Below are 13192 nucleotides of genomic sequence, written 5' to 3'. Positions count from 1 at the left end.
TAACGTCCTACCCAGGCGGCCCGCCCGGGCGATCTACTCGCTTATGAATTTGCCGGTTTGGGCAGATCAGCGACAAGTCGCAGAGAAATCGAGAGTTCGTCGAGCTGAAAGTGCGGGCGCAGGAACGCGACCGAACGATACGAGCCCGGCTTGCCCGGAATCTCCGACACTTGTATGGATGCCTCGCGCAGCGGGAATTGCGCCTTCTGTTCCTGCGATGCGTTGTCGTCGAGCAGGACGTACTGCGAAATCCACCGGTTGAGGAAAGTCTCCACGTTCTGCGCCGATGCGAAGCTGCCGATCTTGTCCCGCATCATCGCCTTCAGGTAGTGCGCGACGCGCGATACCGAGAAGATGTACTGAAGCTGGGCGGACAGGACGGCGTTCGCATTCGCGCTGTCGGTGCTGTATTTTTTCGGTTTCTGCACCGATTGCGCGGCGAAGAACGCAGCGTAATCCGAGTTCTTGCAATGGACGAGCGGGATGAAGCCGAGGTCGCTCAGCTCCTTCTCGCGGCGATCGGTGATCGCGATTTCGGTCGGGCACTTCAGCGCGACTTCACCGTCGTCGGTCTTGAACGTGTGGGTGGGCAGATCCTCGACGAGGCCACCGCCTTCGACGCCGCGGATCGCCGCGCACCAGCCGAAGTCGTCGAACGCGGCGGTCAGGCGTGCCGCGAACGCCCACGCCGCGTTGCACCACAGGTACTTGTCGTGCTCGGTGCCGTCCACATCCTCGACGAAGTTGAAGTTCTCCGCGGTCTGGCCGTCCTTCGGATTGAACGGCAGGCGGCCGAGGAAGCGCGGCAGCGTGAGGCCGACGTAGCGCGAATCCTCGGAATCGCGGAACGACTTCCACTTCGCGTATTCGACCGTGTCGAACACCTTGCCGAGATCGCGCGGCTTGCCGAGATCGGAGAACGACTCGAGGCCGAGCAGCTCCGGCGACGCCGACGCGATGAACGGCGCATGCGCGGCGGCCGCGACGTGCGACATCTGCTCGATGAAGTACATGTCTTCCGGCTGGCGCGAGATCTCGTAGTCGCCGATCAGCGCACCGAACGGCGAGCCGCCGAACGTGCCGAACTCTTCTTCGTAGACCTTCTTGAACAGCGCGCTCTGGTCGAACTCGCTCGCGCCCTTGAAGTCGCGCACGAGGTCGCGCTTCGGGGCGTGCAGCGCCTTGATCTTGATCGTCTGGCCCGTGTTGCTTTCCTTGACCAGATAGTCCATCCCGCGCCACGTGCTTTCGAGGCGCTGGAATTCCGGCGCGTGCATCACCGCGGACAGCTGCGTGGAGATCAGCCGGTCGAGCTCCGCGACGCGCGCGTCGATCGTCGCCGACAGGTTGTCCGACACGATCACCGTGCCGTCGAGCACCTGGTGCACGAGTTCGCCGATCAGGTCCTTCGCACGCGCATGCTCGGAATCGGATTTCGCGACCTTGCTCTTCTCGACGATGTCGTCGAGCAACGAAGTCCCGGCGGCGTATTCCGCGCCGCTCGCTTGGGCCGCAGCCGTTTGCTGGTTCATCTCAATACTCCGTCGTCATTCGCCGTCTTTGTCGCCGCCCGAGCCCTTCGCGAGCTCCTGCAGCTGCTGCGTGTTCTTCAGCACTTCCGACAGCAGATCCTCGAGCTTGTCGTTGCCGGCGAGCTTGTTGCGCAGGTCGGCGAGCTTCGAACGCGCGTCGAGCAGGCGGCGCAGCGGCTCGACCTGTTCGACGACTTCGTCCGGGCTGAAATCCGACAGCGAACGGAACTTCAGGTCGACCGCGAACTTGCCGCCTTCCGGGCTCAGGCGGTTTTCCACCTGAAACGCGGCGCGCGGCTCGATCGCCTTCATCACGTCGTCGAAGTTGTCGCGGTCGATGTTGACGAACTTGCGGTCGCGCAGCTTCGGCTGCTCGATTTCCGACTGGCCCGCCAGATCGCCGACGACCCCGACGACGAACGGCAGTTCCTTCACCTCGATCGCATCGCCCTTCTCGACCTCGTAGGTCAATTGGACGCGCGGCGGCCGAATTTTCTGCAAGCTTTTCTGAATGCTTTCTTTCTTGGCCATCTCGACGGCTCCCAGGTTAGTTGTGGTTATCGCGTCAGTTGCGGTCAGTTGCGCAGCGCGCTGAACGGATCGGCTCCGCCTTTCTGCCCCGCGGCCGCCTGCGGCGCGGCGGGCGGCGTCGGCGCGGTCGTTGCCGCTTCAGCGGCCGGTGCCGCACCGGCCTTCGGACGATGAACGATACGGCGGGGCGCACGCGCCTTCGTGACGCGTTGCTCCGGCGGGAACAGCGCCGATTCGCCGAGCGTGTCGCGCAACTGCTTCGCGAGCGCCTGCGCGTCCGACTTCGCGTCGCCCGCGAGCGACGAGTCCTGGCGCAACTCGCCGAGCGACTGCGTCGCGATCCGCAGGCCCGCGACGGCCAGCACGCTCTTGGCCTGGCGATCGGTCGCGTCACGCTGCAGGGCTTCCTGCGCGGCGACGATCGCCTGGCCATAGTGGTTCTGCGCAAACTGGATCTGCGCGATGCGCGACCACGGCTCCTCGCGCGTCGGATCCGCCTTCGCGAGTTGCTGGTACAGGCCGAGCGCCTTGTCCTGGTCACCCGACTTCGCAACGGCGTCCGCATCGGCCAGCGACTTGTTGAACACCTCGGCAGTCGGCGGCGCCGGCGGCTGGCTCGCGCAACCGGCGATCACGCCGCAAGCCAGCACTACCCCAGAAAGTTTTGCGAAGAGACGGTCTTTCATCTTATATCCACCGGCGCGTGAGTATTAAAATCGTTGAGAATCTGGTTCTTTTGCTTTGCATGAAGCGCGCGGGTATAGTACCGATCAATTTTTCATAATTCAATCGCTGCGTGCAGAGTAATTCCTTTTAAAACCGGGCGCTACCCCTCGAAACGCCTCTGGCAAAGGCCCGGCGGCGGCTTTCCCATCGACCGGAATGCGCAAGTTTTACTCGGCCGGCCACGCGTCGCCGGGGCGACGGAAAAATTTTCCGAGGACGCGATGCGCCGCACGTGTGCTTAATAGTTGAACGCCAGATAAGGCGGGCATGCGCGGAGAACGCGGAAGGCCCGGTAGTTTTGACAGGGGAGTTAAAGGCGGCACGCCGGAAATACGATGAGATCGTCAATGATTCGCTATGCGCTGCCGCTGATTGCCTGCGCGCTCCTGGCCGGCTGCGCGGCCGCCCCGCTGCTCGGCTCCGCCGCGAGCGCCGTGCTGCAGGCTGCCGGCGTCGGCAAGCCCGAGCTGCCCGATGCCCAGAAGCCGCCGCGCAACATCGGGCTCACGCTCGCCGCCGCGCCCAACCTGAATGCCGCGAACGATCGCAAGCCGCTCGCATTAGTGGTGAGACTCTACGCGCTGAAGGATCCGACTTCGTTCCAGCAGGCGCCGTTCGATGCGTTCACCGATCCGACCAAGGAAAAGGCCGCGCTGGGCGCCGATCTGCTGAACGTGCGTGAAATCACGCTGATTCCGGGCCAGCGCTATACCGCGACCGAAAAGGTATCGCGCGAAGCGCAGGCATTCGGCATCGTCGCGCTGTTCCGCGATCCCGCCATCCAGCGATGGAAACTGACGTTCGACCCGGCGAAGTCGGAGAAATCCGGCATAATCATCGGCCTGCATAATTGCGCGATGACGGTCACCGATGGCTCCGTGATCGCCCCGCAACAAGGGGCGCCTTCGCAACCGCTGAATATGCTTTCGTCGGTCAGCTGCGGTTAAAGACATGACGCGCGAATGTCAATTAACAAGAGTTAACAAATTGGCGAGTTAATTCGGGCATGACCACATCGATTACATCGCAACGCCACATTAACCGGATTTGACATGAGTTATTCGGCCAAGGTGCTGTGGGGGGAAGGGCTGTTCCTCCGGCCTCAACACTTTCAGCGGCAGGACGCCTACCACGAGGCGCGCCTGTTCGAATCCATCCAGGCGATCCAGCCGTACAACTGGGGCCTGCGCTCGGTGCGCATCGACCGCGATGCGCTCGGCAGCAACGTGCTGCGCGTGGCCGCGCTCGCGCTCGTGTTCCCGGACGGTGCGCTGTATGCCGCGCCGCAGGCCGACGCTCTGCCGCCGCCGATCGCGCTCGACACGCTGCCCGACGGCATCAACGAATTCGTGTTCTACCTCGCGCTGCACCCGTTGCGCGAGAACGGCACCAACTACAGCGACGACCCGGCCGCCGGCTTCATGACGCGTTTCGTCAGCGAGCAGACGAGCGTCGCCGACAACTTCACCGACGCCGCCGAAGCCGACATCACGTTCCTGAAGACGCAGGTCAAGCTGATCGCGCACAGCGAGCCGCGCGACCAGCTGCTGTCGGTGCCGCTCGTGCGCGTGCGCCGCACCGCGACGTCCGGCTTCGAGATCGACGACAACTTCGTGCCGCCGTGCCTCGCGATCGAGGCTTCGCCGATCCTGCACCAGCGGTTGCGCCAACTCGTCGACGCGCTGCAGGCGAAGGTCAACGCGCTGTACGGTTTCCACCGCGAGCCGTCGAAGAACATCATCGAGTTCCGCTCGGGCGACATCGCGTCGTTCTGGCTGCTGCACACCGCGAACGCCGCATTCGCGACGCTCGCGCACTTGCACCAGCATGCGGCGCTGCATCCGGAACGACTGTTCCAGGAGCTGCTGCGCCTCGCGGGGCAATTGATGACGTTCTCGAAGGGCTATACGCTCGCCGACCTGCCCGTGTATCGCCATGACGATCCGGGCCCGAGCTTCGCGCGTCTCGACTTGATGCTGCGCGAGCTGCTCGACACAGTGATCTCGACGCGCTACTTCGCGATCACGCTCGACGAGGTGCGTCCGTCGTTCCACCTCGGGCGCCTCGATTCCGGCAAGATCGACGACAAGACCGAGTTCTACCTGGCCGTGTCCGCGGACATGCCGAACGTCGAGCTCGTCGATGCCGTGCCGGCCCGCTTCAAGGTCGGTGCGCCTGACGACGTCGACAAGCTCGTGCTGTCGGCGATGCCCGGCGTGCGGCTGTCGTACACGCCGCAGGTGCCGCCCGCGATCCCCGTGCGGCCGGGCGCGTGCTATTTCTCGCTCGATTCGCGCGGCGCGCTGTACGAGCGCATGCTGCAGGCCCAGTCCGCGATGATCTACGCGCCGACTGGCATCAATGACCTGAAATTCGAACTGATCGCGGTCACCTCATGAGCTACGCGCCCTCCCTGTTCGGCGACAACACGCCGGCACCGTTGCAGACCCCGGCGTCGACCGACGCCGCGTTCCAGGCCCGTTCGCTGGTCGACCTGCTGTACGACGGGTTCTTCATGCTGTTCCTGCTGAAGAACGGTCGAGAGCCGGACAGCGCGAGCGAGTTCAGCACGAAGATCCAGGAATTTCTGTCGGATTTCGAGCGCGGCGCGAAGAAGCTGAATATCGCCGCGGAGGACGTGTACGGCGCGAAGTTCGCGTATTGCGCGGCGGTCGATGAAATGGTGCTGTCGTCGCAGTTCAAGATCCGGGCCGACTGGGAGCGCCGGCCGCTGCAGCTCGTGCTGTTCGGCGAGCAGCTCGCGGGGGAGAAGTTCTTTCAGTATCTCGAGGATTGTCGCGCGCAGGGCGCGGCGCGGTTGCAGTCGCTCGAGGTGTTTCACATGTGCCTGCTGCTCGGCTTCCAGGGCAAGTATCTGCTCGAAGGGCCGGAGAAGCTGGCTTACCTCACTGCGCGGCTGGGCGACGAGATCGCGCATATGAAAGGCAAGCGCGCGCCGTTCGCGCCGCATTGGCCGCTGCCCGATCAGATCGCGCATCGGTTGAAGCGCGAGGTGCCGGTTTGGGCGATCGGGGCGGTGTTCGCGCTTGTGGCCCTGCTCGGGTATCTCGGGCTCAATACGTATCTGAAGGACAAGACGTTGCAGGCGTTAGCGCCTTATTCGCAAGTCGTCAAGGTCGGACCGGAGTCTGCGAATTTGACGATTTCGTTACCTTGAGGGGCTTCGTATGGACGTTGTCGATTCATGAAAGAAGGACCGCTCGGCGGTCCTTTTTTACTGTGGCGCGTGGCGCGCGTCGTCAGAGCAGGATGAACTCATCGTTGTCGACGTAGAACACGAATGCATCGAACAATTGCGCGACCGTTGGTTCGTCGACCTGGTCATGTGCGTTGATCACGATGTCCTCGATCGTCGCGCTGCTCAGCGTCACGCGCCAGCCGGGGTGCGGGGCGGTGGCGGGTGGCGTGTCGGCTTCAGTGTGGTCGGCGTCTTCGGTGAACGCGCCCTCTGTATCGAGCGTCCATGGTGTCGGCGGCAGACACAGCCATCCGGAGAAGTCGCCCGGGTGTTCGAGAATGTGCTTCAGCGACGCGGTGGCCGCGGTGATGGTCGACATGGGTAGTGCGGTGGTAACGAGGATGAGTTTTTGCTGGGTGCCGCAGTGTCACGTTGGCAGGCCGTCATTATGCCGATTCCACGACGGGGAAATTGGTCGGGCTTGGTTATCCTGTGTCGTGCGAGTGCCGAAGGGATTGGCTCGACGACAACACCGCGGGAAGAGGTATCCGGAATTTCGTGTGCGAGGCGGGCTGAGTTCAGAGTCCATTGTTGAATCGTTCCGTATAAACCGGCGCGAACTGAGTCATGGCGCTCTTCGGACCTATCCGTGATTTCGTGGGCGAGGCATATCATGCGGAGTAAAAGTCATGGATATGCCGATGAAGAAGAAAAGACAAACCGTAGCGCGTCAGGCAGCGGCCCGCGGGCCGCTGCCTGAACTGCCCAAGGAACTGCTGGACCAGTTGGTCAAGGGGCCGATGACGCCAACCGAGGTCCAGGATCTGATGCTGGCGTTCAACAAAGCGATCATCGAACGCGCAATGGGCGCCGAGATGAATCTGCATCTAGGCTACCCGTCTGGCCAGCCCAAGCCGCCCGGGCAGGTCAACGAGCGCAACGGCGCCAGCGGCAAGACGGTCATCACCGATCGCGGCCCGGTCCGGGTCGACGTGCCTCGTGACCGTGACGGCAGCTTCGAGCCGATCCTGATTCCGAAGCACGAGCGCCGCTTTACCGGCTTCGACGAACGCATCATTGCGATATACGCGTGGCATGAGCGTGCGCGAGATTCAAGGGTTTCTGGCCGAGCACTACGGCACCGAAGTGTCGCCCGACTTCATCAGCTCGGTCACCGACGAAGTGATGGCCGAGGCCCTGAGCTGGCAGAACCGTCCGCTCGAGCCAATGTATCCGGTGGTGTTCTTCGACGCGCTGCGGGTCAAGATCCGCGACGACGGCGTAGTCAGCAACAAGGCCGTCTATCTGGCCTTGGGCATCCAGGCCGACGGACAGCGTGACGTGCTGGGCCTCTGGATCGAGCAGACCGAGGGCGCCAAGTTCTGGCTCAAGGTGTTCAACGAGCTGAAGACGCGCGGCTGCCAGGACATCCTGATCGCCGTGGTCGATGGCTTGAAGGGGCTGGCCGAAGCCATCAGCGCGGCCTATCCGCGGACCACCGTTCAGACCTGCATCGTGCATCTGATCCGCAACAGCCTCGAATACGCCAGCTACAAGGACCGTAAGGCGCTCGCCACAGCGCTGCGCCCGATCTACGCGGCTGCCAGCGAAGAGGCGGCAAGGCAGGCGCTGCAAGACTTCGCCGACGGACCTTGGGGCGCGAAGTACCCGACGATCGTGCAGTCGTGGCAACGCGCGTGGGAGCACGTCGTGCCGTTCTACGTGTTTCCGCCGGAGATTCGGCGGGTTGTGTACACAACAAATGCCATTGAAAGTCTGAACATGCAACTGCGCAAGATCATCAAGACGCGTGGTCACTTCCCGAATGACGAGGCGGCGATCAAGCTGCTCTGGCTGGCGCTGCGCAACGTACTGGCCAAGACTGTGCGGGCCGCTTTCGACCGGAAATCAGCGATGAACCAGTTTGCTATCCTGTTCGGCGAGCGATTTATGCAGGCGCGCGGATAACGCGCTGTTCAAGCGCCTCGCCCACAAAAATGCGGACAGGTTCCGTCACAGCAATCACTTGCATCTCCACTAATAAATCGACTCACTGCTCCGCCACTCCACTTCACTCGCCCCCTACAAACCAATCAAGTACTTCGAGACTGTCGGATACTCGCCCATGAATTCACTAGATTTCAGAAATGAAATAAATTCAGCCCTCTCTTCGTCGCTCGACTGCAACACGTTTCTCATCAAAAACTCAAAATCCCCGTATTCCAATTCAATTCCCACAAGCGTAACCGCCCATTGTTTTTGGGGAGCTCGCTCAATTATCCCCCCAAGCTCACGAATCAATGCGGGATAAAATATGTGGCGATCGGCTGCCTCCACGACATTTCGAGTTCGCTCTTGAATTCCAAAATCGTCTGCATCCGAGAACGTTCTAAGAAGTTCCACTACGACTTCGTAGCTCACGTTCTCCTCAGCTGCTTTCAATAGCACTAAGAATTCATCGCATTTTTCTTCGCTCGCGAAATCCGCACAAGCATGTAAGCGGTCACGCCATTGGTCAAAAGAGAAACTCGCCGCCATTGAATCACCTCACTTTTTCAACATACCTCGACACTTTGTATATGCAAGCATTTCTTGCATCGCCTCGTTGTACTTGGTTGGATCTCCGACGGAGCGAGCCACACGGCGAACGTCAACAATTTCCGTGGCCATCGCGCCGCGATAGTTGCCGGACGCAATCATAGTCGCCAAACGATCTCGATACTGTTGAGCGGCCGCAGAATTCTTATAACTCGAAGTCGCCGCGTGGTCAGTCGGATCCATGGCAATAGCTGGGCCATCCCTATACCCTAAGTATCCATCTTGCGACTTGGTTACTGCATCGGCAGGCATATGATGCCCCTCTACCCCAGGCCGCGATATACCGCCCTTTGAGCCGCCTCGATATGGACCGTTGCCTTCCGGGTTTCCCTTCTTTAAGCAATCGCATGGACAACGCGCCAAGCCAAGTGGATCAACCCATCCCACCGGATTCGGCGCGTATTGATAGACGTTGTCCCCGCCTGCGAGGCCGATCGGGTCCTTGCTGACGAACCGGCTGCTACTCGGATCATAGTACCGATACCGGTTGTAATGCAGCCCCGTCTCATCATCAACCTGCTGCCCCTGAAATCGCAGCGGATTCCTCACCACAATCCCCGCCGCCTTCGACGCCCGCGCAATCACCTCCCGCGCTTCCCCCCAAGCCTTGTACGACGCTTCCCACACAACGTCGCCATCGCCATCGGTAAGAAGTTGCGGCGTGCCAATCTGGTCACAGTGATAATAGAACAGCACCGCGCCGCCCCGCCGCTCCGGCACCTTCTGCAGCGGATCCTCCTCCGGCACATAGCGGTCGGTACTCTTCCACTCCGGCGTCGCGATCCCGTCGACCGGCCCCGCCACATACTGCGCCAGCGGCACGAACGTCCCTGGCTCGTAGAGATAGTGCGTGCCCCGCTCGCCATCGCTCTCATACGCCAGCGTGTCCCCATCCCACCCGAACACCGTCCGCTCGCCGTTCACTTCCTTCGCAATGCGCCGACCAAACGCGTCATAGAAATACCGCGCCTGACTCTGCCGCGACGTCTCGGCAACCCGTGCAGACAGCAAGCGATTGAACTCGTCCCACTCATATTCCTGCTCACCCGCCGGCGTACGCTTGCGCACCAGATTCCCGCGCGCGTCGTACTCGAAGTGCATCCCCGCATACGCCTTCAGCAGGTTGCCCAGCACCTTCGGCACCTCAACCGGCAACGTGCTTTCCGGCCGCACCGGGCTCGGCCGAGAGGCCGGCGTCTCCGCAGATCGCACCGGATCGATGATGTTGCTCGCCGGATCGAACGCGAACCGTTCCTTCGCGACCGGACTGATCGCCTCGATCAGCCGTCCGACCGGATCGTATCGATAGTCCGTCCCGCCCTTGCGGCTGTCCTCGATCCGCGACAACTGCCCCGCCGCGTCATAGCGATACCGCCGCTCGGCAAGCGGCGCGGGCGACGTCGACCGTTGAACCGTCTGCTGCAACACGCGCCCTGCCGGATCGTAGTGCGTGCGCTGACCGATCTTGCTCGACAGCATGCGCACCGTCTCGCGATGAAGGTCATCGCGCTCGAACTGCACGCGCTCCTCGCCATCGAGCAGCATCCCGTGCACATGGCCGGAACCGTACATCAACCAGTCGACGGCATGCCCGTCCGGCCGCACCGTACGTCGCCGGTTGCCAAGTTCGTCGTACTCGTGATGCCACACGTAGCTGCGCCGTTCGCCGAACAGCTCGTACGCGTGATGTTCGCGCACCAGATTGCCGACCGGATCGAAGAAGAACTGCACGCGGCTGTACCGGTTCACCGCGTCGGTCAGCCTGCCGATCGGATCGTAGGCAAACCGTTCTTCGCTTTCTCCCGCCACACGCTTCAGCAGACGGCCGTTCGCGTCGACCTCGATCGACGTCACGCAACCGGCCTCGTCGACCGAAACAAGACGGCCGCTGTCCGGATCGTATTGATAGCGCGTCGACTTGCCGTCGAACGCAACTTCCTCGATCAGCCGCCCCGCCGGATCGTAGTGGAACTGGTACGTCGCGAAGTTGGCGTCGGTCAGCGCGCTCAAGCGGCCGAGACGGTCGTAGCGATACGCCAGCGTCTGACCGAGCGCATCCGCACGGCTCGCGATGCGGCCCGCCGCATCGTAGCCATATCGCGTCGCTCGATTGAGTTGATCCGTATGCCTGAGCAATCGTCCTTCGGCGTCGTACTGCACGTGTTCGACACCGGCCGGCGAACGAATCTCCGTCAATTGGCCATTCGCACCATAACCGTAGGCAACCACGCCACCGGATGCGTCCTTGGTCTCGATCACGCGGCCAATAGCGTCGTACCGCCACTCCGTCTTCTTTCCGGAGCAGTCCGTATAGCTTGTGACCTGACCCGCCTCGTTGTACTCGAGCACCTTCGAGCCGCCTTTCGCATCGGTGATCTGCGTCGGCAATCCCTTGTCGCTGTATTCGTACTTCGTCGAGTGCTCGAGCGGATCGATCTCCTCGACGAGGTTGCCCGCATCGTCGTACTTGCGCTGCCACACGTGTCCGTTCGGATCGACGAGCCGGATCATCTGATCCTTGTCGTCGTATGCCATCGCGACGACGCTGCCGTCCGCAAGCTCGTGCTGGACCAGATTGCCGCGCGCGTCGTATTCCCGCCGCTCGATGCTGCCATCCTGCCGGATATGCAGCACCAGATTGTGGTGAGCGTCACGCCGGAACCACTCCTGGTTGCCGTCCGGATACACGATCCGGTACACGTAACCGTGGATGTTGAAGTAGTACCGCGTCATCTGCCCGAGCGCGTCGGTCACATAGGTCAGGCGGATATTCGGGTTCCACGCGAGCCGGAGATCGAGGCTCCCGTCATCGGCATATTCACGGATACATTTGGCGTCCGCGTTGTCTTCGGCATCCGCGCCATCCCATTCGAGCGTCATCCCGCGCCCGGTGCGATCGGTATAGCGCGTCACAAGGTGGCGACGATATTGATACGTCCTTGCATTGCCATGACGATCGACCGCGCGCACGAGGTCGCCGGCCGCGTCGTACTCGTAGCGCGCCAGCGTGCGACGCGCACCGTCCTTGAGCACGTGCTCGATCTGCACGATCCGGCCATGCTTGTCGTGCTCGAACGCGAGCACGTTGCCGCTAGCGTCGATGAGGCGCGCGAGGCGATCAAGCGCATCGTAGTCGAGCGTGATCGTATTTCCGGCGCGGTCTTTCTGCATCGCGAGCCGGAACACGTCGCCGCGGCGCTCGTACACATGCAGCACGGCATGGCCGTATGCGATCGTCACCCACGTATCGTCGAGCCGTGACAGCGTCAGGTTCTCCGACAGATCGTCGTGCACCGCGCCGGCCGCAAGCGCCGGATACTCGATGCTGCGCCCTTCCGCATCGCGATAGATCCACTGACCGTTCTTGATGTCGATGCGCGTCGTATAGGGGGTGATCCAGCGCGCCCCCAGTTCGCCGTCGTCATACGCGGACAGCCGGGAACGGTATGTACGCTCCCAGACGAGCGGCAGCGCGCCCGGCAGGTCGAAATCGACATGCGCGAACGTTTCGTCACCGAACGCGAAATCGATCGATGCGGGCGATGCCCCGACGCCGCAAGCCTTGCACGCGCTCTTCCCCGGCCCTTCGGCCGGTGCTTGGCCGTTGGTTTTCTCCAGCCCCTCCTGCCCGCGCGTCTTCTTCGCCTGGCTCGTCCCTGCCGCCTTGACGTCCGCACTCTGCTCATGGAGCTTCGCGCGTGCCTTGACGCGCGCGACTGCCTCCATCAGCTGCAAGACCAGCCACATCATCTTGCCTTCTTCGCTGCCGGCAAGCGAACGGATCGACGTCGCGATCTTCGGCGCCTCGGTCCGCAGGAACGTCACCGTGCCGCGAAACGGCTCGAGCCATGCGTCGGGCGCGAGCGTCGCCATGGTGCCCGCCGTCTTGTTCACGGCCTTCTTCCCGAGCGCCTTGGTGCCCTCGTACGCGAACTGGATGCCGTCGCCGACGCGGCTCGGGCTGTACCACGGCCGGTCGTCCGCCATCTTTTTGGCGAGCTGCTGCTGGCGCCTCAGATTGGCGTTCGCGTCGAAGAGCTGCCCGTGCAGCGCCTTGTCCATGCCGGTCGCGAGCGCGAGCATGATCTCCTCGGCTTTCGATGCGCATCCGTCGAGCAGCTCGACGAGGCCAGCCTTCAGCTTGTTGAGAAAATCCTCGATCTCGGTCGCGCAAGTCGCGTTGATATGCGTGACCAGCACGGAGATGATCGCCGCGCCGAGATTGTTGCGCGTCGCCAGCAATTCGTGACGAACGAGCGCGAGCAGCGGCCGCGCCGACATCCGGAACGGCGCGAGCGTCGGCGGAATCGGAATGATGCCGAGCAGGTTGATCGCGAGGCTCATATAGTCGAGCACCTGACCGCCGCGCTTCTCGACGATCTCGGCAATATCGCCGAGCGCGTCGACCATCGCCATGATGTTGCCGACGATCGGCACCGCGCCGGCAAACGTCTTCACGTCCTCGAACGTGATGTGATCGCCGCTGATCCGCCGCAACCACGCATCGAAGCGGTTGCCGCCCGCGGCGACATCCTTGGGGGAAACATCGCTGAGCCAGGTAACGGCCTGTTCCTTCTCAGCGCCCGGTGGAAGTTGTTGTGCCATG

Annotated in this window: 10 protein-coding genes and 1 pseudogene; 4 read left to right on the top strand and 7 right to left on the bottom strand. The window is 62.4% G+C overall.

All coding sequences use genetic code 11. The features are described 5' to 3' along the window. Nucleotides 1–41: 41 nt before the first annotated feature. The 3 genes from tssC to SB786_RS30835 are packed head-to-tail and all read right to left on the bottom strand — an operon-like array spanning nt 42 to nt 2749. Complete coding sequence (gene tssC / locus SB786_RS30845) at nt 42–1532, bottom strand: type VI secretion system contractile sheath large subunit (protein ID WP_006751237.1); 1491 nt, start codon at nt 1530–1532, stop codon at nt 42–44. 15 nt (nt 1533–1547) lie between these two features. Beyond that, nucleotides 1548–2063 carry a type VI secretion system contractile sheath small subunit gene (gene tssB, locus SB786_RS30840; RefSeq protein ID WP_410730761.1) on the bottom strand — a complete coding sequence of 172 codons (516 nt, stop codon included), beginning with the start codon at nt 2061–2063 and terminating at the stop codon, nt 1548–1550. A 44-nt stretch (nt 2064–2107) separates the two neighbouring features. Beyond that, nucleotides 2108–2749, bottom strand: a complete 642-nt coding sequence (locus SB786_RS30835; RefSeq protein WP_410730760.1) for a tetratricopeptide repeat protein — start codon at nt 2747–2749, stop codon at nt 2108–2110. A gap of 375 nt (nt 2750–3124) precedes the next feature. Between SB786_RS30835 and tssJ the strand changes: the two genes are divergently transcribed. The 3 genes from tssJ (at nt 3125) to icmH (ending at nt 5967) form a co-directional block, all read left to right on the top strand. Further along, nucleotides 3125–3736, top strand: a complete 612-nt coding sequence (tssJ, locus tag SB786_RS30830) for a type VI secretion system lipoprotein TssJ (protein ID WP_034176290.1) — start codon at nt 3125–3127, stop codon at nt 3734–3736. Between the two features lie 105 nt (nt 3737–3841). Further along, nucleotides 3842–5188, top strand: a complete 1347-nt coding sequence (gene tssK, locus SB786_RS30825) for a type VI secretion system baseplate subunit TssK (protein ID WP_410730759.1) — start codon at nt 3842–3844, stop codon at nt 5186–5188. Beyond that, nucleotides 5185–5967, top strand: a complete 783-nt coding sequence (icmH, locus tag SB786_RS30820; RefSeq protein ID WP_410730758.1) for a type IVB secretion system protein IcmH/DotU — start codon at nt 5185–5187, stop codon at nt 5965–5967. The genes tssK and icmH overlap by 4 nt, the downstream gene beginning before the upstream one ends. Nucleotides 5968–6049: 82 nt before the next feature. Here the strand turns inward: icmH and SB786_RS30815 are convergent, their stop codons facing one another. Continuing rightward, nucleotides 6050–6367 carry a hypothetical protein gene (locus tag SB786_RS30815; protein WP_410730757.1) on the bottom strand — a complete coding sequence of 106 codons (318 nt, stop codon included), beginning with the start codon at nt 6365–6367 and terminating at the stop codon, nt 6050–6052. A gap of 292 nt (nt 6368–6659) precedes the next feature. Further along, on the bottom strand, nt 6660–6875 hold the full coding sequence (locus SB786_RS30810) for a hypothetical protein (RefSeq protein ID WP_410730774.1): 216 nt from the start codon (nt 6873–6875) through the stop codon (nt 6660–6662). Between SB786_RS30810 and SB786_RS30805 the strand changes: the two are divergent. Next, a pseudogene (locus SB786_RS30805) lies at nt 6774–7956 on the top strand (IS256 family transposase). The gene SB786_RS30810 and the pseudogene SB786_RS30805 sit on opposite strands and share 102 nt — an antisense overlap. Nucleotides 7957–8070: 114 nt before the next feature. On the opposite strand, the gene SB786_RS30800 reads toward SB786_RS30805, so the two are convergent. After that, nucleotides 8071–8526, bottom strand: a complete 456-nt coding sequence (locus SB786_RS30800) for a hypothetical protein (protein ID WP_410730756.1) — start codon at nt 8524–8526, stop codon at nt 8071–8073. Nucleotides 8527–8535: 9 nt separating this feature from the next. Further along, nucleotides 8536–13191 (bottom strand): RHS repeat-associated core domain-containing protein, encoded by a 4656-nt coding sequence (locus SB786_RS30795; RefSeq protein WP_410730755.1) that lies wholly within the window; start codon nt 13189–13191, stop codon nt 8536–8538. Nucleotide 13192: the final 1 nt, after the last annotated feature.

Source organism: Burkholderia sp. SIMBA_062 (genome assembly GCF_046534765.1).
GTDB lineage: Bacteria > Pseudomonadota > Gammaproteobacteria > Burkholderiales > Burkholderiaceae > Burkholderia > Burkholderia ambifaria.
This window is presented reverse-complemented; position numbering and strand designations above follow the sequence as displayed.